This window comes from Roseibaca calidilacus, from assembly GCF_001517585.1.
Lineage (GTDB): Bacteria > Pseudomonadota > Alphaproteobacteria > Rhodobacterales > Rhodobacteraceae > Roseinatronobacter > Roseinatronobacter calidilacus.
Genome location: NZ_FBYC01000004.1, coordinates 268,037 through 288,014 on the forward strand (window position 1 = coordinate 268,037; position 19,978 = coordinate 288,014).

At 61.6% G+C, this 19,978-nt stretch carries 21 protein-coding genes and 1 tRNA gene; 14 read left to right on the forward strand and 8 right to left on the reverse strand.

What is annotated here, in order from left to right:
- Nucleotides 1-65: 65 nt before the first annotated feature.
- Together rpoD and dnaG are read right to left on the reverse strand one after the other, a co-directional pair.
- Nucleotides 66-2,057, reverse strand: coding sequence for an RNA polymerase sigma factor RpoD (gene rpoD / locus AWT76_RS04765; protein WP_072245341.1), 1,992 nt, complete (start codon nt 2,055-2,057; stop codon nt 66-68).
- A 159-nt stretch (nt 2,058-2,216) separates the two neighbouring features.
- Nucleotides 2,217-4,109 carry a DNA primase gene (gene dnaG / locus AWT76_RS04770; RefSeq protein WP_072245342.1) on the reverse strand — a complete coding sequence of 631 codons (1,893 nt, stop codon included), beginning with the start codon at nt 4,107-4,109 and terminating at the stop codon, nt 2,217-2,219.
- A 119-nt stretch (nt 4,110-4,228) separates the two neighbouring features.
- On the opposite strand from dnaG, the gene msrB reads away from it, so the two are divergent.
- Entirely contained in the window at nt 4,229-4,750 is a 522-nt protein-coding gene (gene msrB / locus AWT76_RS04775; RefSeq protein WP_072245343.1) for a peptide-methionine (R)-S-oxide reductase MsrB, read from the forward strand.
- Entirely contained in the window at nt 4,747-5,157 is a 411-nt protein-coding gene (locus AWT76_RS04780) for a tellurite resistance TerB family protein (RefSeq protein ID WP_072245344.1), read from the forward strand. Before msrB ends, AWT76_RS04780 begins: the two co-directional genes overlap by 4 nt.
- On the opposite strand, the gene AWT76_RS04785 is transcribed toward AWT76_RS04780, so the two are convergent.
- A complete protein-coding gene (locus tag AWT76_RS04785; protein WP_072245345.1) occupies nt 5,154-5,810 on the reverse strand; it encodes an SDR family NAD(P)-dependent oxidoreductase in 657 nt (218 codons plus the stop codon). The genes AWT76_RS04780 and AWT76_RS04785 overlap by 4 nt on opposite strands.
- A gap of 138 nt (nt 5,811-5,948) precedes the next feature.
- Between AWT76_RS04785 and AWT76_RS04790 the strand changes: the two genes are divergently transcribed.
- From AWT76_RS04790 to AWT76_RS04830, 9 genes are all read left to right on the forward strand, one after another.
- Nucleotides 5,949-6,368, forward strand: a complete 420-nt coding sequence (locus AWT76_RS04790) for a L,D-transpeptidase (protein ID WP_072245346.1) — start codon at nt 5,949-5,951, stop codon at nt 6,366-6,368.
- Nucleotides 6,369-6,485: 117 nt separating this feature from the next.
- Complete coding sequence (gene nrdR / locus AWT76_RS04795) at nt 6,486-6,953, forward strand: transcriptional regulator NrdR (RefSeq protein WP_072245347.1); 468 nt, start codon at nt 6,486-6,488, stop codon at nt 6,951-6,953.
- A 2-nt stretch (nt 6,954-6,955) separates the two neighbouring features.
- On the forward strand, nt 6,956-8,044 hold the full coding sequence (gene ribD / locus AWT76_RS04800; RefSeq protein ID WP_245638773.1) for a bifunctional diaminohydroxyphosphoribosylaminopyrimidine deaminase/5-amino-6-(5-phosphoribosylamino)uracil reductase RibD: 1,089 nt from the start codon (nt 6,956-6,958) through the stop codon (nt 8,042-8,044).
- Nucleotides 8,045-8,169: 125 nt separating this feature from the next.
- The gene (locus AWT76_RS04805; protein WP_072247458.1) at nt 8,170-8,622 is read left to right on the forward strand and encodes a nucleoside deaminase; all 453 of its coding nucleotides are present in this window, start codon (nt 8,170-8,172) and stop codon (nt 8,620-8,622) included.
- A gap of 9 nt (nt 8,623-8,631) precedes the next feature.
- A complete protein-coding gene (locus tag AWT76_RS04810) occupies nt 8,632-9,285 on the forward strand; it encodes a hypothetical protein (protein WP_072245348.1) in 654 nt (217 codons plus the stop codon).
- Nucleotides 9,286-9,317: 32 nt separating this feature from the next.
- Complete coding sequence (gatC, locus tag AWT76_RS04815; RefSeq protein WP_072245349.1) at nt 9,318-9,608, forward strand: Asp-tRNA(Asn)/Glu-tRNA(Gln) amidotransferase subunit GatC; 291 nt, start codon at nt 9,318-9,320, stop codon at nt 9,606-9,608.
- Entirely contained in the window at nt 9,605-11,086 is a 1,482-nt protein-coding gene (gene gatA / locus AWT76_RS04820; RefSeq protein ID WP_072245350.1) for an Asp-tRNA(Asn)/Glu-tRNA(Gln) amidotransferase subunit GatA, read from the forward strand. The genes gatC and gatA overlap by 4 nt, the downstream gene beginning before the upstream one ends.
- 35 nt (nt 11,087-11,121) lie before the next feature.
- Complete coding sequence (locus tag AWT76_RS04825) at nt 11,122-11,904, forward strand: hypothetical protein (protein WP_072245351.1); 783 nt, start codon at nt 11,122-11,124, stop codon at nt 11,902-11,904.
- A 58-nt stretch (nt 11,905-11,962) separates the two neighbouring features.
- Entirely contained in the window at nt 11,963-12,568 is a 606-nt protein-coding gene (locus tag AWT76_RS04830; RefSeq protein ID WP_072247460.1) for an N-acetylmuramoyl-L-alanine amidase, read from the forward strand.
- Here the strand turns inward: AWT76_RS04830 and AWT76_RS04835 are convergent.
- From AWT76_RS04835 to AWT76_RS04850, 4 genes are all read right to left on the reverse strand, one after another.
- The gene (locus AWT76_RS04835; RefSeq protein ID WP_072245352.1) at nt 12,565-13,101 is read right to left on the reverse strand and encodes a DUF2244 domain-containing protein; all 537 of its coding nucleotides are present in this window, start codon (nt 13,099-13,101) and stop codon (nt 12,565-12,567) included. The genes AWT76_RS04830 and AWT76_RS04835 overlap by 4 nt on opposite strands.
- A 12-nt stretch (nt 13,102-13,113) precedes the next feature.
- A complete protein-coding gene (ctaD, locus tag AWT76_RS04840) occupies nt 13,114-14,781 on the reverse strand; it encodes a cytochrome c oxidase subunit I (protein WP_072245353.1) in 1,668 nt (555 codons plus the stop codon).
- A gap of 239 nt (nt 14,782-15,020) precedes the next feature.
- Nucleotides 15,021-15,671, reverse strand: coding sequence for a lipoyl(octanoyl) transferase LipB (gene lipB / locus AWT76_RS04845; RefSeq protein ID WP_072245354.1), 651 nt, complete (start codon nt 15,669-15,671; stop codon nt 15,021-15,023).
- A 4-nt stretch (nt 15,672-15,675) separates the two neighbouring features.
- Nucleotides 15,676-16,569, reverse strand: a complete 894-nt coding sequence (locus AWT76_RS04850) for a LytTR family DNA-binding domain-containing protein (RefSeq protein WP_176699342.1) — start codon at nt 16,567-16,569, stop codon at nt 15,676-15,678.
- Here AWT76_RS04850 and AWT76_RS04855 point away from each other — a divergent pair.
- From AWT76_RS04855 to AWT76_RS04865, 3 genes are all read left to right on the forward strand, one after another.
- Nucleotides 16,562-17,068 carry a DUF2306 domain-containing protein gene (locus AWT76_RS04855; RefSeq protein ID WP_072245356.1) on the forward strand — a complete coding sequence of 169 codons (507 nt, stop codon included), beginning with the start codon at nt 16,562-16,564 and terminating at the stop codon, nt 17,066-17,068. The two genes, AWT76_RS04850 and AWT76_RS04855, sit on opposite strands and share 8 nt — an antisense overlap.
- An 84-nt stretch (nt 17,069-17,152) precedes the next feature.
- Nucleotides 17,153-18,775, forward strand: coding sequence for a peptidoglycan-binding domain-containing protein (locus AWT76_RS04860; RefSeq protein ID WP_082700109.1), 1,623 nt, complete (start codon nt 17,153-17,155; stop codon nt 18,773-18,775).
- 132 nt (nt 18,776-18,907) lie between these two features.
- Nucleotides 18,908-18,994 (forward strand) — tRNA-Leu (locus tag AWT76_RS04865).
- A 132-nt stretch (nt 18,995-19,126) separates the two neighbouring features.
- Here AWT76_RS04865 and AWT76_RS04870 read toward each other — a convergent pair.
- Nucleotides 19,127-19,978: an ABC transporter permease gene (locus AWT76_RS04870; RefSeq protein WP_072245357.1), complete on the reverse strand. Its 852-nt coding sequence runs from the start codon at nt 19,976-19,978 to the stop codon at nt 19,127-19,129.

The following is a 19,978-nucleotide window of genomic DNA, read 5'->3' on the forward strand; positions in this document are numbered from 1 at the left end:
GTTATTTATAAATATATTTTACCGCAAGTTAAGATCAAGCACGTTTTTCTGTTAGAAATTTTATATCACTGATCTAGGAAGCTACGCAACTTCCGCGACCGCGACGGGTGTTTCAGCTTACGCAGCGCCTTGGCTTCAATCTGACGAATACGCTCGCGCGTCACGCTGAACTGCTGACCCACTTCTTCCAGCGTGTGATCGGTGTTCATGCCAATGCCGAAGCGCATCCGCAGCACACGCTCTTCACGCGGCGTCAGCGAGGACAGAACCCGCGTGGTGGTTTCGCGCAGATTGTCCTGAATGGCCGAATCCAGCGGCAGAAGCGCGTTCTTGTCCTCGATGAAATCACCAAGCTGGCTGTCTTCCTCGTCGCCAATGGGCGTTTCCAGCGAAATCGGTTCCTTGGCGATTTTCATCACCTTGCGCACTTTATCCAGCGGCATTTGCAGCTTTTCGGCCAATTCTTCCGAAGTCGGCTCGCGTCCGATTTCGTGCAGCATTTGGCGGCCAGTGCGCACCAGTTTGTTGATCGTCTCGATCATATGCACCGGAATGCGGATTGTGCGCGCCTGATCCGCAATGGACCGGGTGATGGCCTGACGAATCCACCATGTCGCATAGGTGCTGAATTTGTAGCCGCGACGGTATTCGAACTTGTCCACCGCTTTCATCAGGCCAATATTGCCTTCCTGAATAAGATCAAGGAATTGCAGGCCACGGTTGGTGTATTTCTTGGCAATGGAAATCACCAGCCGCAAGTTGGCTTCGACCATCTCTTTCTTGGCTTGGCGGGCTTCTTTTTCGCCCTTCTGGACCTGCGCGACAATGCGGCGATATTCGTTAATATCAACGCCCACATACTGACCGACCTGTGCCATGTCGGCGCGCAATTCCTCGACTTTGTCGCGCGAACGTTCCATCAAAGCTTGCCAGCCGCGACCTGGCTTTTCCTCCATCCGGTCGCACCATGTCGGGTCCAGCTCCGACCCGCGATAGGCGTCGATGAATTCGCGCCGGTTGATGCGGGCCTGATCGGCCAGCTTTACCATGGCGCTGTCGATGGACATGATCCGCTTGTTGATGCCGTAAAGCTGGTCGACCAGCGCCTCTATCCGGTTGTTGTGCAGATGCAGCGAATTCACCATCTCTACCAACTGGCTGCGCAGATCTTGGTAGCGCGCTTCTTGATCGGCGCTGAATTTGCCAGCCTCGTGCAAGGTCGCCTCTATCCGGGCATCCTGCATTTCGGCCAACCGCTCGTAGCTGCCGGCGATCCGGTCCAGCGTATCCAGAACGCGGGGCTTCAGCGCGGCTTCCATCGCAGAGAGCGACAGATTGGCGTTTTCGTCCTCGTCATCATCCTCGTCCGAACGGGCGATTGGGTTGCCGTCGGCATCCAGCTCTGGTTCCGAACTGGAATCGCGCTTCTGGCTGGGTGTAGACCCGGCCAATCCGTTGGTGACGGGCACATCCTCGTCATCTTCAAGGCTGTTGCCGAAGGTGGTTTCCAGGTCGATCACGTCGCGCAGCAAAACGTCTTCGTTCAGCAATTCGTCGCGCCAGATGGTGATGGCCTGAAAGGTCAGCGGGCTTTCGCACAGGCCCGCGATCATGGTGTTGCGCCCGGCTTCGATCCGCTTGGCGATGGCAATTTCGCCTTCGCGCGACAGCAGTTCGACCGACCCCATTTCGCGCAAATACATGCGCACCGGGTCGTCGGTGCGGTCCAGCGTTTCGCTATTGGACGAGGTCGCAACCGTCACTTCGCGCGCGCCAGACACCTCGACCAATTCGCCGCCCTTGGCATCGGATTCATCGGTTTCGTCGTCATCTTCGACAACGTTGACGCCCATCTCCGAAAGCATCGACATGACATCTTCGATCTGCTCGGACGAGACCTGTTCCGGCGGCAGCGCTTTGTTCAGCTGTTCGTAGGTGATGTAACCGCGTTCTTTTGCCTGTGCGATCATCTTCTTGATCGACGATTGGCTGACGGTCTGGTTTTCGTCGGCTTCGATCTCGTCGTTGCGCGTATCGTCAGTGTCTTTGGCGGCCATGGACGCTCCCAGAAAAAATGCGCGTGTGCCTGGACCGATTCGGGCGAATCAGCAGGCTGGCGGAATGCGGCTCGTTATGATGTAGGTGCAGATTGCGGGATTTTCCAGTTGTCGGATGCAGAATTGATGACATAACCTCGCGGCTTCGTTACGAATCGGTCACTTTTTGGGTTTGATCCAGATCTGTGATTCGATGAGTCGCTGCAATTCGCCCGACAAGGCAGCCCGATCTTCGCCCAAATCGGTCGAATCATTCAGACGCGAACGTTCCGATTCGTTGCGCGCCGCCGTGGCGCGGGCCAGCCGGAAGGTCACGCTTTCATCCGCCAGCGTGTCCATGTCCTCGACCACTTCGCGCAATTCGGCATCCAGCCCGCCGCGTGCGAAATACTTGGCGAATTCGTCACGCAGGCAGAGCCGCGCAAATTGCGCGTCCGCTTGGCGCACGGGAGGGGCAATGGCGATATGCGGCAGGGCCAAAAGCGCGTCGGCATCGGCGGGTGGGGGTGTGTCGCCTGTCACAAACGCGGCGCAGATGCGGGCGAGGGCCGGATCGCGACAGTTCAGCCGTTCCAGTTCGACCTCGAATTCGGGCACAAGCGCGGAATGGCACAGCAAGATCGCAAGGATCAGTTCCACGCGCATGGCTTCGGCAATCGCATCATCGGGGGCGCTGGCCAGCCTTGTGCCGCGGGTGCTTGAAAGCGGCTTTGCGGGCGTTGCACGTCGGCCCCATGCAAGGCTCTGCTTCCGACCGGTTGCTTCGGCAGGGCGCAGAAATTCGAACCGCAGCCGTTTGATTTCGTCGGTATAATGCCCGCGCAACCCCGGATCGGTGATCTTGGCCAAGGCGTCGCGCAGGCGGTTGTCCAATGCCGTGCGGCGCTCTGGGCTGTCAAACACCTTGCCCTCGGTTTCGCGCTGCCACAAAAGCTGCACAAGCGGCACCGCGCCCTCGATCAGCTTGGTCATGGCGGCGGGGCCACCTTGGCGCAGAATATCGTCCGGGTCCATTTTCTCGGGCAGCAGACAGAAGCGCAGGGATTGCTCTGGCCCCAGAAGCGGCAGGGCAAGATCGATCAACCGGAACCCCGCGCGCAGGCCCGCAGTATCGCCGTCCAGCGCGATGATCGGTTCGGGAGAGACGCGCCACATCAGCCGCAACTGGTCTTCGGTGATCGCGGTGCCAAGCGGGGCGACGGCGGCTTCGAACCCGGCCTCACTCAGCGCGATCACATCCATATAGCCTTCGGCCACGATCAGCGGCTGGCCCTTGCCGCAGGCGCTGCGCGCAGGGCCAAGGTTATACAGCGCCCGGCCCTTGTCGAACAAAGGCGTTTCGGGCGAATTCAGATACTTGGCGCGTGCATTGGCGCTTAGGGCACGCCCCCCAAACCCAATGCAACGCCCGCGCCCGTCGCGGATGGGAAAGATGATCCGCCCGCGCATACGGTCATAGGGCGCGCCGCCATCGTCGGGTTTGGCGCACAGCCCGGCTTCTATAATCAGGTCGCCCGCAATGCCTGCCCCCGTAAGCGCGTCCCACAGCGCCTGCCGCGCGTCCGGGGCATAGCCTATCTCGAATCGGTCAAGCGCCGACTGCGCCAGCCCGCGGCCCCTCAGATACTCGCGCGCGCCAGCCGCGGCCCCGGTGTTAAGCTGCATGCGGAAAAACCGCACCGCCGCTTCGGTGACCTTGGCCAGTTCCGACAGCCGGTCGGCCTTTTCGGCCGCGCGCGGGTCGCGTTCGGGCATGGGCAGCCCAGCTTCGCGGGCCAAGGTTTCGACCGCTTCCATGAAGGACATATTTTCGGTTTCTTGCAGAAAGGTGAAGGCGTTGCCTTTGGCGTGGCACCCAAAGCAATAATAAAACCCTTTTCGGTCATCGACATGGAAAGAGGCGGTTTTTTCCTGGTGGAACGGGCAGGGGGCCCAGTAATCGCCCTTGGCCTGATTCGACTTGCGCATGTCCCACACGACCTTGCGCCCGACAACGGACGAAATCGTGACGCGATTGCGCAATTCATCTAGAAAACCGGGGGGCAGACTCATGCGGAGGATAATGGCAGATCACGCGGGCTTGTTGAAGCCGTGACGCGATCCTACCCTATGTATGAAACAAATCGCTGCGCGCCCTCGTATTTGGGGCATGAACAGAACAGGAGGGTTTCATGGACCGACGCACATTTCTTGCCGCCACCGGGCTGACATTCTATGGCTTGCGAGCCAGCGCATCCGAAGGGGATTTCCCGTTCAAATTGTCAGAGGATGAATGGCGCGCGCGCCTGACCCCGGCGCAATTCGCCGTGCTGCGCGAAGAGGCAACCGAACGCGCTTTCACCAACGAGCTGATGGGCGAACGCTCTCTGTTGCTGAAAGAGGACCGCGCGGGCACATATAATTGCGCGGGCTGCGGGCAGGCGCTCTATCGCTCGGAAACCAAGTATGACAGCCGCACTGGCTGGCCCAGCTTCTGGCAAGCGATGGACGGGGCGGTCGGCACGCGCGAAGACCGTCGCTTCTTCATGGTCCGCACCGAAGTGCATTGCAGCAATTGCGGTGGGCATCAGGGGCATATCTTCGATGATGGTCCGCAACCAACCGGGAAACGCCATTGTATCAACGGTTTGGCCATGACCTTTACGCCGGATAGCACCGGAGAGGTCGAAGGGCAGCCGGTGCCCGCCGCATGATCGGACGCCTGTTTCGCAAACCCGAACCCGACAAGCCCGACGGTCGTGTGGCCGTCGCGGCGCTGCTGGTGCGCGTGGCGCGGACGGATGGTGATTATGCCGATGCCGAGCGCGCGGTCATTCAGGCCATCCTGACCCGCCGTTTCGGCAGCGCTGACATGCTGGCACAGGCCGAGGCGCTAGAGCAAAGCGCGGGTGACACGGTGCATCTGACCAAAGCGATCAAGGATGAGATCGCGCATGATGACCGCTTGGACTATTTGCAAGACCTGTGGCGCGTGGTGCTGGCCGACGAGGCCCGCGATTTCGAGGAAGATGGGTTCATGCGTCTGGCCTGCAACCTGCTGGGCATGGGCGACCGCGATTCGGCCCGCGCGCGCCAGTTGGTGCAGGCAGAGGGCGGTTAGCCGATCAGGTCGGCCAAGCGTGCGGCCTCTGCCGCGCAGGGGGTCAGGGCGTCGCGATTCTCGCCCGGATGAAAGCGCGCGCGCAGTGCCGTGGGCATGGGCGCGCAAGCCTCGACCAGAACGCGCGGCCCGGTCTTGACACTTTCATCGGCCCAAGCCCGCGCCAGCGCAATTTGCGCCAGTTTGGTCGCGCCGTAGCAACTGTGAAAGCGGGCTTCGGCGGCGGTATCTTCCAGAAACAGCGCCGTTCCCTTATCCGGGCTGGCAGCCAGCAACGGCGCGACCATCGGGATCAGAACACCTGTTGCGCGGGCATTCACCGCCAAGGCCTTGTCCCATTCCTTCAGCGCATTATGGCTGACCGGCGACAGGGGCGGCGCCTGAATCGCGCAATGCGCCCACAGCCCGACACTGCCCCAGCGGTCATGAATGTCGCGGCACAGATGGCGCATGGCATCATCTATCGTCACATCCAACGCGGCAAGGGTCGCAGACCCGCCGCGTGCCTTGATCCGGTCATCCAGTTCTTCCAGCGCGCCCAAGGTGCGCGCCACAGCGACGATATGCCAGCCGCGTGCGGCAAGCTCTTCCGACAAGGCCGCGCCAATTCCGCGCGACGCACCGGTAACAAGGGCGATCTGTTTCTGTGTCATGCGTGCCAGATGCCATCCAACTTGCGCTTTTGCAAGGCGATTTGGTCTGGAATCGCTTGACTTGAGCCGCGCAACTCGGGCCAAATTGACGCATTGCTGCACCTTAATCTGACATGATGTTTCCGGGGGGATTGTATCATGCGCATCTTATTGGCGGCGCTGGCCGCGACAGGTCTTTTTGCAAGCTCTGCACTGGCCGACCGCGTGGTGGCGCGCGTCAGCATTTCCGAGCAGAAAATGTATGTCTATCGCCATGGCACGCTATTGCATGAATGGCCGGTCTCTACGGCGCGGCCGGGCAAGATTACGCCCACTGGCCAATGGCGGCCGCAACTTTTGTCAAAGCATCACCGTTCCAGCCGCTACAACAATGCACCCATGCCCTATGCGATTTTCTATTCCGGGCATTACGCGATCCATGGCACCGATCAAGTCAGCCGCCTGGGCCATCCGGCCTCTGCCGGTTGCGTGCGGCTGGACCCGGAAAATGCCAGTTTGCTGTTCGACATGGTGCGCGAGGAAGGGATGGATCAGACCCGTGTGATCGTGGTGCGCTGAGTCCCTCATGCCACAGCCGCGCCCGCGTTATATGGTGGGTGCGATTAAGCGCTACCCAAAGCCTTGGCATTGGGTATAGTCCTTGGGGCAAGCTGAACATAACCTCCGAGGCTGCTAATGCGCTGTCCCTTTTGCGGCAATACCGACACGCAGGTAAAAGATTCCCGTCCGGCAGAGGACCATGGCGCAATCCGTCGCCGCCGCTTCTGTCCGGCCTGCGGCGGGCGCTTTACAACCTATGAACGGGTGCAATTGCGCGATCTGGTTGTCGTGAAATCGAACGGTCGGCGCGAAGCTTTCGACCGTGAGAAATTGGAACGTTCGGTGCGCATTGCCCTGCAAAAGCGCAATATTGAACATGAACGCGTGGACCAGATGATCAGCGGTATCGTGCGCCGGCTGGAAAGCCTTGGCGACAGTGACATCCCGTCCAAGCTGATCGGCGAAATCGTGATGGAAACGCTGGCGCGGATCGACACGGTTGCTTATGTGCGCTTTGCATCGGTCTACAAGAATTTCCAGGAGGCCGATGATTTCGACAAGTTCGTATCGGAATTGCGCCCCGAGGCAAAAGAGACGGAGTAACCGTGGCAAGCGCCGCTGATCGCCGCTTCATGCGGCTGGCCATCGCCCTTGGGCGGCGCGGGCTGGGGCAGGTCTGGCCCAACCCGGCGGTGGGTTGCGTGATCGTGCGCGATGGGCGCATCCTGTCACGCGGCTGGACCGGGCCGGGCGGACGCCCCCATGCCGAAGCCGCAGCCCTTGCGCGCAACCCCGATGTGCGCGGCGCCACCGCCTATGTCAGCCTGGAGCCATGCGCCCATCATGGCCGCACCCCGCCTTGCTGCGACGCACTTGTGCGGGCTGGCGTGGCGCGGGTGGTGACGGCCCTGACCGATCCTGACCCGCGCGTGTCGGGCCGCGGCCATGCGCGCTTGCGCGCCGCAGGAATAGAGGTGGAAGAGGGTGTCGAAGCCGATGCCGCCCATGCAGCGAATGCGGGCTTTTTGCTGCGCTTGACCCAAGAACGCCCGTTCGTCACGCTAAAGCTGGCCCTGTCGTTGGATGGGCGCATTGCCACTGCTGGCGGCGAAAGCCGGTGGATCACCGGACCAGAGGCGCGGCGCGCCGTGCATGCGCTGCGCGCCTGCCATGATGCGGTTCTGGTGGGCGGCGGGACCGCGCGGATCGATGATCCCGATCTGACCGTGCGCGATTTGGGCGTAAGCCATCAACCCGTCCGCGTGGTGGCCAGCCACAGCCTGAACCTGAACCCCGACAGCCGTCTTGGCCGCAGCGCGCGCGACTTGCCGGTCTGGCTGCTGCACGCGGCGGGTCTGACCCCGCCAGCGCAGTGGACCGCGACCGGAGCGCGGTTGATCGGCTGCGCCACGCGGGGCGACAGCCTTGACCCGGCTGCGATGATGTCCGCCCTTGCGCAAAACGGTCTGACCCGCGTGCTATGCGAAGGCGGGGGGGCCTTGGCCGCAGGGCTGATCGGTGCCGGGCTTGTCGATGAACTGGTGATCTTTGCCGCAGGCAAGATGATCGGTGCAGATGGCCGCGCGGGGCTGGGGCCGCTGGGCATGGCGCGCTTGGCCGAAGCGCCGCAATTCGAGCTGATGCAAGTGCAGCGGTTGGGCGCGGATCTGTGCCAGACTTGGCGGAGGCGCTGACGCGCCACGGTTTGGTTTTAAGGGGGCTTTGCCGCCGTCACGGGTGCCGCGCGACTCTCTCTCAGGATTTCTGTGCAAGGATGAAGGGGCTTGAGTTTTTTCAGGCCCGGCGGCATGTCAGATATATGGTCGGATTTCGCAGTTTCATGCCTTTGGCGTTGGAGGAAGCGCGCAAGGCCGCCGCGCGCGGCGAAGTCCCCGTAGGTGCGGTGGTGGTTGACGCGTCGGGGCATGTGCTGGCAGCGGAGGGCAACCGCACCCGAGAGCGTCACGACCCCACGGCCCATGCCGAGATGCTGGCCATTCGCGCGGCTTGCGCGCGGTTGGGGCAGGAACGGCTGACCGGCTGCGATCTGTATGTCACGCTAGAGCCTTGTGCAATGTGCGCGCAGGCGGTGGCGCATGCGCGGATAAGGCGGCTTTATTTCGGGGCGGATGACCCTAAATCCGGGGGTGTGCTGCACGGGGCGCGGGTGTTTGCGCATGCGCAATGCCACCACGCGCCAGAGGTCTATGACGGGTTACAGGCGGCTGCCGCCAGAACGCTTCTAATATCGTTTTTTGAACAGTTACGCTGAGGCGAGGATATGTTCGAACAGGTTATAGCCTATTGTGAACGCACCGATTTTTCCTATTGGTCAGAGCCGGTGAATGCCGTCACGAATGCAGCGTTTGTGATAGCGGCAGTCTATGTCTGGCCGCAGACGAAAGGCTTGGTTCTGGGGCGTTTGCTGGCGGTCATTCTTGGGATGATCGGCCTTGGGTCTTACTTATGGCACACGCATGCCACGGGCTGGGCGGGCTTGGCGGATGTGCTTCCGATCTTGCTATTCATCTTGGTCTATATCTTTGCGGCCACGCGGGATTTTCTGGGCGCGTCGGCCTTGGTGGCCGGGATCGTGACATTGGCCTTCTTTCCCTATGCGTTCGGCTTTCGGGCTGTGTTTGGCGGCGTCATTCCGGGGGCGAATGCGCTCTATGCCAGCGTGGCGGTGTTGATCCTGGCCTACGGGCTGTGGTTGCGCCGCAGTCCGACCGGGCGCGGCTTGATGGTTGGCGCGGCGATCTTATGTGCCTCGCTTGGGTTTCGGATGATCGATGACGCGGTTTGCGCCAGCTTTCCCATTGGCAGCCATTTCATGTGGCATATCCTGAACGGGATCATGCTGGGTTGGATGATCCTGGTCTATTGCCGCCACATGCGCGCGGCCCCGCTTGCACCCCGCGTGCCATCTGGGTAAACCCGCCCAAAACCCTGTCCTGCGGAGGGCGTATGTCCGAGATTGACAATGAAACGGCGCGCAAGGTTGCGAAACTGTCGCGTATTGCGGTGCCTGAAAGCGAATTGCCTGCCTTGGCCAGTGACCTGAGCCGGATTCTGACATTCATGGAAGAATTGAACGAGGTCGATGTCGAAGGGGTCGAGCCGATGACCTCTGTCACGCCAATGCGCCTGCCACGCCGCAAGGACGGGGTGACGGACGGCGATTACCAGAACAGGATTTTGTCCAACGCGCCCGATGCGCGCGAAGGCTTCTTTGCGGTGCCGAAGGTGGTGGAATGAGCGATCTGAACAAGCTGACGCTGGCTGAAGCGCGCGACCGTCTGCGCACAGGCGATGTGACATCTGTGGCACTGACCGAAGCCTGCCTTGGCGCGATTGACGCCGCCGGGGCGCTAAACGCTTTCGTGCATAACACGCCCGATCTGGCGCTGGACCGCGCGCGCGCCGCCGACGCGCGCTTGGCCCAAGGTGATGCGCCCGCCATGTGCGGCCTTCCTATCGGGATCAAAGACCTGTTCTGCACCGAGGGTGTCGCGTCGCAAGCGGCCAGCCGCATTCTGGACGGTTTTCGCCCCGAATACGAATCCACCGTCAGCGCCAAGTTGCGCGATGCAGGTGCCGTTATGCTGGGCAAGCTGAACATGGACGAATTCGCCATGGGGTCCAGCAATGAAACCAGCGTTTACGGCAATGCGGTGAACCCGTGGAAAGTGGACGACCGCGATCTGACACCGGGCGGGTCGTCGGGCGGTTCTGCGGCGGCGGTGGCAGCGGATCTGTGTTTGGCGGCAACCGGCACCGATACGGGCGGCTCTATCCGCCAGCCCGCAGCATTTACAGGCACCGTGGGGATAAAGCCCACGTATGGGCGGTGCTCGCGTTGGGGGATTGTGGCCTTTGCGTCTAGTCTGGACCAAGCCGGGCCGATGACCAAAACCGCGCGCGACGCTGCCATTATGCTTGAAGCAATGTGCGGGCATGACCCGAAGGATTCCACCAGCGCCGATCTGCCAGTGCCGAATTTCGAGGCGATGCTGACCGGCGATATCCGTGGCAAGACCATCGGCATACCGCGGGAATACCGCATTGACGGGATGCCTGCGGAAATTGCAGCACTCTGGGACAAGGGCGCAGATATGCTGCGCGATGCGGGTGCTAAAGTGGTCGATATCAGCCTGCCGCATACCAAATATGCGCTGCCGGCCTATTATGTCATCGCCCCGGCGGAAGCGTCGTCGAACTTGGCGCGGTATGACGGGGTGCGCTATGGCCACCGCGCCAGCTTGGCAGCGGGCGATGGCATTACAGAAATGTATGAAAAAACCCGCGCAGAGGGCTTTGGCCCAGAGGTGCAGCGCCGCGTTATGATCGGCACCTATGTGTTGTCGGCGGGCTTTTATGACGCGTATTACAACCGCGCGCGCAAGGTTCGCACGCTTATCAAGCGCGATTTCGAGACGGTCTTCGCCGATGGGGTTGACGCGATCTTGACACCGGCCACGCCCTCTGCGGCCTTTGGCTTGGGCGAAATGGCCAATGCGGACCCGGTTCAGATGTATCTGAACGACGTGTTCACCGTGACCGTGAACCTGGCTGGACTGCCGGGGGTATCGGTGCCGGCCGGGTTGGACAGCGCTGGTTTGCCCTTGGGCCTGCAACTGATTGGCCGCCCTTGGGAAGAGGGCGATTTGCTGAACACGGCCCATGTGCTGGAACAGGCGGCAGGCTTTGTGGCCAAACCCGCGAAATGGTGGTAATCTCTCGAAAATTATCGAGCTTCGAGAGTTTCCCCATGCGTGTGTCCATCGCTCTAGCCGCCCTCGTTTTGGTGTCGGCCTGCACATCTTCTGCGCCTTATTCGAATGTGATCGACACTGCTGGCGGCGGTGTGGGCTTTAGCGACTACGCGCAATACATGCGTGCGCAGGAAGAATTGTCGCGCATCCGCCGCGCAGAAGCGACCACCGCGCGCGGCCAGTCGCGCCCGTTTTCGCAGGCCGCGCCCACCGGGTTCCAGCCGCAAGGGTCTGAAACGGCGCAATCGCAGGTGCCGCCGCAATCCGCGCTTGGCCAGCCGGTCGCCACGACGGTGTTGCAACCTCAGACCGTGGCACAACAGCCCCCGGCCCAGAGTTTCGGGACAGGGCAGGCGGTTGCCGCGGCCCCGACCCCGGCTCCGGCCCCACAAGGGGTCAGCACCCAAAGCTTCGAGGCGCAGCCCTTCGGCACGCCGACCCAGAACCGGGTTGTTCGCCGCGATTTCGTCCCTCAGGTGCGCGTGACGGCGGCAGAGGCGCCGGCCGCCAGCGGGCCGAACCTGTTTGTCTACGCGCTCTCGACACGGCATGCTGTTGGCGATGTGCGCTATACCCGTCGCCACCCACTGCGTTGGCGGCGTTGGGAAGCGGCCTGTGCGCAATACCCGCATCAGGATCTGGCGCAGGAAGCGTTCCTTGCCGCAGGCGGACCTGAAAAAGACCCCGAACATATGGACCCGGATGGTGATGGCTATGCCTGCTGGTGGGACCCGGCACCGTTCCGGCAAGCTGCGTCAACCGTGAAGGCGCGCGAATAAGGTGATCTGGCATCCCTCGCCAAATTACGGGCCGCGACGCGATGGGCTGCGCCCGCATATGGTCGTTTTGCATTATACCGCGATGGGCTGTGCACAAGAGGCACTTGATCGCCTGTGCGATCCGGGTGCCGAAGTCTCGGCGCATTACCTGATTGACCGGTGCGGCACCTGCTACCAGATGGTCGCAGAGGATATGCGCGCATGGCATGCCGGGGCAGGGGCTTGGGCTGGACTGCTGGATATCAATTCACGCTCTATTGGGGTGGAATTGGTCAATACCGGGGCAGAACCCTTTCCGTTCCCGCAGATGTGTGCCTTGGCCGCGCTGCTGCGCGACGTGCTGGCGCGATGGGCAATTGCGCCGGTGAATGTGATCGGCCATTCGGACATGGCACCCGACCGCAAGGCAGACCCCGGCCCGCGTTTCGATTGGCGCGCTTTGGCGCGATCAGGAGTCGCGGTCTGGCCCGACGGCGCGGCAGAGGGCAGCGATCTCGACACTAGCCTGACCTGTATCGGCTATCCGCCGGCGCAGACGGTGACGCGGCTTGCTGCCTTTCGCGCGCGGTTCAGGCCGGAAGGGCGTGGGCCCGTTACGGACGCAGATGCACGGCGGGCAGCCTATGTGGCATCAGCCTTTGAAAGGCTGCGCTGCCGCAGTTAGCGCAGGTGGCGCAAGGCCCGTGACAATTCGTCATGCAAGGCCACACGTTCTTCCGGGCTAAGAAACGCACCCAGTTCGACCGCGCGCCCACCCCCATCCAGCGTCAGGTAGTTTTCAACCGGACCGCCCTTTTCCAAAAGTGACAGCCGCACCCAATAGGGATTGGCTTGCCAATGCTGTTCAGGTTTGCGCGGGTTGGTGCGCGTGATTGCTATCATGTCGCGGGTCAGGCGCAGTTCTTCGCGTAGGCTTAGGCGTTCGCGCCCGTTGCGTTGCAGCGCATACCACAAGCCCCAAAGCGCCAGCCCGGCAAAAGGGATCAGCCCCCATAGCACCGGCGTTCCCAGCACCCCGATCAGCGGCAGCGCCAGAAGCCCCGCGCATAGCCCGATGATGGCAACAAAGCCTTCGGCCCCCATGGACAGATGCGGCGACAGCACCAGCAGATATTCCGCCCCATCCGATTGCGCCACGGCAAAGGCCCCGGGCGGGGTGCCCGAGGCCTTTGGGGATATCGTCCAGAATGCTGGCATGGTCAGGCAAGCTTAATGGGCGGCTTGCTTGTCCCAGTCCTCGCGCTTGGGCAGCTGCTCGAACGTATGCTCGGGCGGCGGCGAGGGCAGGGTCCATTCCAGCGTGTCGGCGTGTTCGTTCCAGTAGTTGTTCTGGGTCACGCGGGCCCCGCGCGTCAGGGTGTAGAAAATGACCCCAATGAAGAACAGGAAGGACCCGAAGCTGATGAACGCCCCGATCGAGCTGACATAGTTCCAAAGCGCAAAGGCTTCGGGGTAGTCAATGTAGCGGCGCGGCATGCCCTGACGGCCCAAGAAGTGCTGCGGGAAGAAGGTCAGGTTGGCGCCGATGAACATCAGCCAGAAATGGGTTTTGCCGGCCCATTCCGGGTATTGGCGGCCCGACATCTTGCCGATCCAGAAATAGATCCCCGCGAACAGCGCAAAGACAGCGCCCAGCGACATCACATAGTGGAAATGCGCCACCACATAGTAAGTGTCGTGATAGACCCGGTCGATGGGTGCCTGCGACAGCACCACGCCGGTCACACCGCCCACGGTGAACAGGAACAGGAAGCCGAAGGCCCAGAGCATCGGGGTTTCAAAGCTGACAGAGCCTTTCCACATGGTCGCGATCCAAGAGAAGATCTTGATCCCCGTGGGCACCGCGATCGTCATCGTGGCCAGCATGAAATAGGTCTGCTGGGTCAGCGACATGCCGACCGTATACATGTGGTGCGCCCAGACGATGAAGCCCAGAACACCGATGGCGATCATGGCCCAGACCATCGGCATGTAGCCAAAGACCGGCTTGCGCGAGAAGGTTGCGATCACATGGCTGATAATACCGAAGCCGGGCAGGATGATGATATACACTTCCGGATGACCGAAGAACCACAAGATGTGTTGATACAGCACCGGGTCGCCGCCGCCCGACGGGTCGAAAAAGGCGGTGCCGAAGTTCCGGTCGGTCAGCAGCATCGTGATAGCCCCTGCCAGAACCGGCAGCGCCAGAAGGATCATCCATGCGGTGATGAAGATCGACCATGCAAACAGCGGCACTTTGAACAGGGTCATCCCCGGCGCACGCATGTTCAGGAAGGTGGTGATGATGTTGATCGCGCCAAGGATGGAGGACGCGCCCGACACATGGACCGCGAAAATCGCAAGGTCCATCGAATAGCCTGCTTCGTTGGTCGAAAGCGGCGGATAAAGAACCCAACCCACGCCAGAACCAAGCTGGCCATTGCCACCGGGCGACAGGACCGAGGCCACAGCCAGCGCAGAGCCCGCCACGAACAGCCAGTAGGACAGGTTGTTCAGGCGCGGAAATGCCATGTCCGGCGCGCCGATCTGCAAGGGCATGAAATAGTTGCCAAAGCCCCCGAACAGCGCCGGGATCAGCACGAAGAACATCATCAGGATACCATGCGCCGTGATCAGCACGTTCCAGATATGCCCGTTCGGCGTGCAATCTTCCTGTGCGATTAGGCTGGCGCCTTCCATGCACATGTATTGCACGCCCGGTTCCATCAGTTCCATGCGCATGTAGACCGTGAAGGCTACCGCGATGAACCCGACAATCCCGGAGGTGAACAGGTAAAGGATACCGATATCCTTGTGGTTGGTGGACATGAACCAACGGGTAAAGAACGAGCGGTTGTCCTCGTGCCCGTGGTCATGGGTGGCTGCGTCGGCCATTGGCTACTCCAGTTCCCGTTTCCTGCCGCGCTTTTTGGCGGCTCGTTTCAGGTGCACCCGGCGAAAGCCGCGCGCCCGATTCCCTTCCATGCAGCCTAAACGGCATGGCACGGCATACTATGCTTTTAGAATGTCTGTTTTCGTGTGGCAACGAACGAAGTGACGCATATTCAATTTTTTTGATCTACATCAAGGCACCTGCCTGCCGCGGTGCAGCACAGGGCCGGTCTTTGGTCGAATCAGGGGTGGAACGTGGCGTTGAAACTGCGCTTCAAGGCGCTGTCCAGATCATCCATTGTGACCGGCAAACCCATATCGACAAGGCTGGTCACGCCATGCCCGCGAATGCCGCAAGGCACGATGCCGTCAAAATGCGACAGGTCCGGTTCCACGTTGATTGAAAGGCCATGAAAGCTGACCCAACGCCGCAGGCGAATGCCAATCGCGGCGATCTTGTCGTCGCGCGGGCTGCCATCGGGCAGGGGGGCCTTGTCGGGCCGTTCTATCCACACGCCCACTCGGCCGGGGCGAATATGGCCGGTCAGACCGAATTCGGCCAAGGTGGCGATGACCCACGCCTCTAGGTCGCGCACGAAGCAGCGCACGTCGCGCCCGCGCTTGCCCACGTCCAGCATGACATAGACCACCCGCTGACCGGGGCCGTGATAAGTGTATTGCCCGCCGCGTTTGGACGGGTAGACCGGGAAGCGGTCAGCTTGCGTCAGATCCTCGGGCTTGGCGCTGGTCCCGGCGGTGTAAAGCGGGGGGTGTTCGACCAGCCAGATGCATTCCGCGGCTTCGCCACGGGCGATGGCTTCGGCGCGGTCCTCCATGAAGGCGCAGGCGTCGGCGTAGTCGGTCAGCCCGTCCGATGTGATCCAGTCCACCATTGCGTTACCGGGGCAGAAGCCCCGCCTCCTTCACCTTGGGCAGGTTGGCCCGGCTGACGGGTATTTCCACGCCCGACGTCAGCGTCAGGATGGCCCGGTCGCCGTCGCGTCGGGCCGCGCGCACCGCGCTGAACGCCACCCAATGCGAACGATGCACCTGCGCGCCGGGCAGATCGCCGGTCTCTTTCATGGCATCGGACAGGCGCATCAGCACCATGTCCGTGCCTTTCGCGGTATGCACCCGCACATAATGATCCTCGACCGACAGGGCCAGCAGCGCGCCCCGTTTTTCCAGCGGCACACGCTGCAAAATCGCGGGGGGCACTGGTGGCGCGGGGGCGGCACTTGTTTGCTGGCGCATGATGTAGCTGATGGCCAGTGTCACCACCATTGCCACCCCGGCCACGTTCAGCACAAAGCCCGGCAGGTCCGTCGGTGCCGGAACAAACCCAAGCGTGACCGCGTTCAGGGCCAGCACGACGCCCGCCACCGCAAGCCCTGCGGCCAACCCGGCCAATGCCATCCGCAGCGCCAAAAGCGTGGGCGGCAGAACTGCGCGCAGCAGCGTAACCACCAGACTGCCGCTGCCATAGGTCGCAAACACGATCAGTGCCCAATAGCCCGCGCGGGGCAGGGGGGCCAGCAGATCGGATGTGCCGTATGGACCGACCAAAGCCAGAATCAGTGCAACAGCCCCCAAGGCCACAAGCGTGGCTGGCTGGCGGATATGGCCGCGCCATTCACGAAGCGCGGATTGCGGGCCTGCGTCATTCACGAAGTGATCCCTGTGGCTGCCGAATGCGGGCTTTAGCGGGGGGCATCCCTTTGGCAGGTCATAGCGCAGCGAAACTGAAACGCCAATTCCCAACGCCCCAACCACGGAAACTGATATGAGCATGTCCCCCATCCTTAGCGCCGCACCGATCATCCAACTGCATGTTGCCGCTGCGGTTGTGGCCATCCTGCTTGGCCCGCTGGCCCTGTATTGGCGCCAAGGCACAAGGCTGCACAAGACCGCCGGGTATATCTGGGCCTGCGCCATGGCCGTGCTGGCGTTGTCATCTTTCGGCATCCACAGCTTTGCGGTGATCGGCCCCTTCAGCCCGCTGCACGGGCTTGCGCTCTTTACTCTGTGGTCGCTTTACGAAGGCATCCGCCGCGCCCAAGCCGGAGAGATCGCGATACATCGACGCGTGTTTCGCAGCTTGTACTGGTTCGGCGTCATGATTGCGGGCCTGTTCAATTTTCTGCCGGGGCGGACCATAAACCGCGCCCTGCTGCCAGAGTCGCCAGAGCTTGGCTACGCCCTGATCGCTTTGGGCTTGGCGGTAGCGGCCGTCGCCGTGATCCGCCCTTATGCCGGTCGTCTACGGCGGCTTGTTACGATCTGGTCCTGATCCGTGCAGGCATGTTGAACTTTTCGTTACCTGCTCTGCGAAACCTGAGGTATTCTGACTGAGTCCTTTTTCTGGAGAAGTCAAATGATTGCTAAATTCAGCGTAGTTGCAGTTCTCTCTTTCAGTGTCGCGGCCTTTCCCATGCAACAAGCGCGCGCGCAGGACGGGATTGTGGGCGGCATCATTGGCGGCATCATCGGCGGCGCAATCGCCAATGGGCAGCGCAGTTCGCAACCTCAGCGCGTTGTGCGGTCTTCGGGCGTCAGTTCCGCGCAGCGCGAGCAGAACCGTTCGGTGCAGACCGCGCTCAACCATTTCGGATGGAATGTGGGCGGCGCGGATGGTGTTCTGGGGCGCAGATCGCGCGAGGGTATTTCGCAGTATCAGGTCTTTGCAGGCTTTTCCGGAACCGGCACGCTAAGCGATTTCGAACGCAATATTCTTTTGACCGCCCATCAGCGCGCCATCATGGGCGGACCGCAGGTGGCGCAGACAGTGTCTAGCCACCCTCAGGGGATGCGCGGGATGATCTTGGTTGTGCGCGACGAGATGTCGGGCCGCAGCCCGGCGCGCAGTGCTGGCAATTACGGCCTGCCCGGGCCTGTGGCCGCAGCGGTTGATGAAATCGCAGCCTCTTCCGATCCCAATGCCGAACAGCTTGTGCAGCGCGCGGGTTTTGTCCAACTGGCCGATATGAACGGCGACGGGCGCACGGATTACATTCTTGATACATCCGTGACCGGATCTGCGTTCTGGTGCTCTGCGCAGGCTTGCACCGTGCAGGCCTTCTTGTCCACGCCGGACGGATATGTGCGCAATGACTTCCAAGCGTTCAACGTGACCCCGGCCATGTTCACTTGCACGCGCGGCACTTGTGAATTGAACGACACAAACGCGCCCGTCAGCGTTGCTGCGCCTGCCGCCCCCGAGCAGCCATCGCCCACGACAGAAGTGGCGCTTTCGGTGCCTTCTGCGCAACCGGCAGCACGCAACCCCGGCACTCAGGCCGCTGGCACCGCAGAAGTTCCGAATTTTTTCGGCGGCGGTCAGGCCACGCGGTCGCTTGCCTCGCATTGCAACAAGGTCAATCTGTTGACCAGCGCCAATGGCGGTTTCACCACGCTGGAAACGATGAACGACCGCGCCGTCGTGATCGCAGAACAGTTCTGTCTGGCCCGCACCTACGCAATGGCAGATGGTGAAACCCTGATTGCCAAGGTGCAGGGCGCCACGCCCGATCAGATTGCCGCACAATGCGCCGGTTTCGCGCCCAGCCTGCAACCTCATGTTTCTGCGTTGTCGGTCAAGCCGCGTGACGAGGTGATGCGCGATGTGGGGGCCTTCATCCTGCAAACCGGCATGAACCCGGAGCAGCTTGGCGCGACGGCCCGCATCTGTCTGGCCGTGGGGTATAAACAGGATGACATGGTGCTTGCCATCGGGTCTGGCCTGTTGCTGGTCGCGATGGGGGAGCGCGCTTATGGCGAATTGATGGGCCATCACCTGACCGAAGGTTTTGGCGCCACGCAGCGTGATGATCTTTCGCTGGCATGGTATGAATTCGGGCTGGACCCGGCCAAAACCGCCGTTTTCGCGCCCATGCAGCCGGAACGTGACGACCTGCTGCGCGCCGCGGTGTTCGAGCCAGAGTCCGGGGAGGCCGAGAAAGCCGGAAGCACCGCCTTGCCCGTGTTCAGCTTGCAATAAAGCGCGGTCATCCGTCGTTGCACCGCAAGCGCGCCCCAACCGGGCGCGCTTTTTCATGTCCCGCCCGCCAGTGGCTTTTTTCCTCTTTTCAACTAGCCGCGAAATGAGTATCAGGCCGCATACCAACCACGTGCGGTCGTGGCGGAATTGGTAGACGCGCAGCGTTGAGGTCGCTGTGGGGTAACTCCCGTGGAAGTTCGAGTCTTCTCGACCGCACCATTCATTCCTTCATGTTCAGCGTGAAATGCAATGTCAGGCTATGACATGGCCCTGTTGCTGGCGTATGGCCCGTGGCCGCGCATAGAAAAAGGCGCGTCGGGTGACGCGCCTTTCGGGTCGTTCCGCGTGTGCTTACTGCGGTGTCAGGCCCCGCATCCGCTCGCCCCGCCGGCGCAACAGTTCGACCACTGTCAGCAGCGCGATAGAGATCAGCACAAGGATTGTCGCCACGGCCAGAATGGTGGGGCTGATATCTTCGCGGATGCCAGACCACATTTCGCGCGGGATGGTGCGTTGCTCTACCCCGGCGACGAACAGCACGACGACGATTTCATCGAAAGAGGTGATGAAGGCGAACAGCGCCCCCGAAATGACGCCCGGCAAAATCAGCGGCATCGTGATCTTGAAGAAATTCGTCGCGGGCGATGCCCCCAGATTGGCTGCCGCACGGGTTAGCGACTGGTCAAAACCCACCAGCGTGGCCGTCACCGTGATGACCACGAAGGGCGTGCCAAGTGCCGCATGGGCCAACACAACGCCGAAAAACGTCTGCGAGATGTTGATTTGCGAGAAGAAGAAGAACATGCCTGCCGCCGAAATAATCAGCGGCACGATCATGGGCGAAATCAGGATGCCCATGATAAGCCCTTTGGCGGGCATTTCGGCGCGCGACAGGCCAAGCGCCGCCAGCGTGCCCAAACTGGTCGACAGGATCGTTGCCGCAATCCCGATGGCAAAGGAATTGCGGATCGACCGCATCCAGCCTTCATCGCCCAAGAAATCCTGATACCAGCGCAGGGAATAGCCTTCGGGGTTCAGGGTCAGCATTTCACGGGTGAAGGTGAAGTAGGGCTGCGCATTGAAGCTGAGCGGGATCATGATCAGGATCGGCGCCAGCAGGAAGAAGAAGATCGCAAAGCAGATCACGCGGAAGGCGTAATGCCAGACCTTGTCCTTGGTGGTGTAATAGGCCGGAAGTGACAT

Excerpts from the sequence above, each read along its gene's own strand:
- rpoD (WP_072245341.1), bottom strand. The coding sequence starts at position 2,057 with ATGGCCGCCAAAGACACTGACGATACGCGCAACGACGAGATCGAAGCC.
- dnaG (WP_072245342.1), bottom strand. The coding sequence starts at position 4,109 with ATGAGTCTGCCCCCCGGTTTTCTAGATGAATTGCGCAATCGCGTCACG.
- msrB (WP_072245343.1), top strand. The coding sequence starts at position 4,229 with ATGGACCGACGCACATTTCTTGCCGCCACCGGGCTGACATTCTATGGC.
- AWT76_RS04780 (WP_072245344.1), top strand. The coding sequence starts at position 4,747 with ATGATCGGACGCCTGTTTCGCAAACCCGAACCCGACAAGCCCGACGGT.
- AWT76_RS04785 (WP_072245345.1), bottom strand. The coding sequence starts at position 5,810 with ATGACACAGAAACAGATCGCCCTTGTTACCGGTGCGTCGCGCGGAATT.
- AWT76_RS04790 (WP_072245346.1), top strand. The coding sequence starts at position 5,949 with ATGCGCATCTTATTGGCGGCGCTGGCCGCGACAGGTCTTTTTGCAAGC.
- nrdR (WP_072245347.1), top strand. The coding sequence starts at position 6,486 with ATGCGCTGTCCCTTTTGCGGCAATACCGACACGCAGGTAAAAGATTCC.
- AWT76_RS04805 (WP_072247458.1), top strand. The coding sequence starts at position 8,170 with ATGGTCGGATTTCGCAGTTTCATGCCTTTGGCGTTGGAGGAAGCGCGC.
- AWT76_RS04810 (WP_072245348.1), top strand. The coding sequence starts at position 8,632 with ATGTTCGAACAGGTTATAGCCTATTGTGAACGCACCGATTTTTCCTAT.
- gatC (WP_072245349.1), top strand. The coding sequence starts at position 9,318 with ATGTCCGAGATTGACAATGAAACGGCGCGCAAGGTTGCGAAACTGTCG.
- gatA (WP_072245350.1), top strand. The coding sequence starts at position 9,605 with ATGAGCGATCTGAACAAGCTGACGCTGGCTGAAGCGCGCGACCGTCTG.
- AWT76_RS04825 (WP_072245351.1), top strand. The coding sequence starts at position 11,122 with ATGCGTGTGTCCATCGCTCTAGCCGCCCTCGTTTTGGTGTCGGCCTGC.
- AWT76_RS04830 (WP_072247460.1), top strand. The coding sequence starts at position 11,963 with ATGGTCGTTTTGCATTATACCGCGATGGGCTGTGCACAAGAGGCACTT.
- AWT76_RS04835 (WP_072245352.1), bottom strand. The coding sequence starts at position 13,101 with ATGCCAGCATTCTGGACGATATCCCCAAAGGCCTCGGGCACCCCGCCC.
- ctaD (WP_072245353.1), bottom strand. The coding sequence starts at position 14,781 with ATGGCCGACGCAGCCACCCATGACCACGGGCACGAGGACAACCGCTCG.
- lipB (WP_072245354.1), bottom strand. The coding sequence starts at position 15,671 with ATGGTGGACTGGATCACATCGGACGGGCTGACCGACTACGCCGACGCC.
- AWT76_RS04855 (WP_072245356.1), top strand. The coding sequence starts at position 16,562 with ATGAGCATGTCCCCCATCCTTAGCGCCGCACCGATCATCCAACTGCAT.
- AWT76_RS04850 (WP_176699342.1), bottom strand. The coding sequence starts at position 16,569 with ATGCTCATATCAGTTTCCGTGGTTGGGGCGTTGGGAATTGGCGTTTCA.
- AWT76_RS04860 (WP_082700109.1), top strand. The coding sequence starts at position 17,153 with ATGATTGCTAAATTCAGCGTAGTTGCAGTTCTCTCTTTCAGTGTCGCG.
- AWT76_RS04870 (WP_072245357.1), bottom strand. The coding sequence starts at position 19,978 with ATGTCACTTCCGGCCTATTACACCACCAAGGACAAGGTCTGGCATTAC.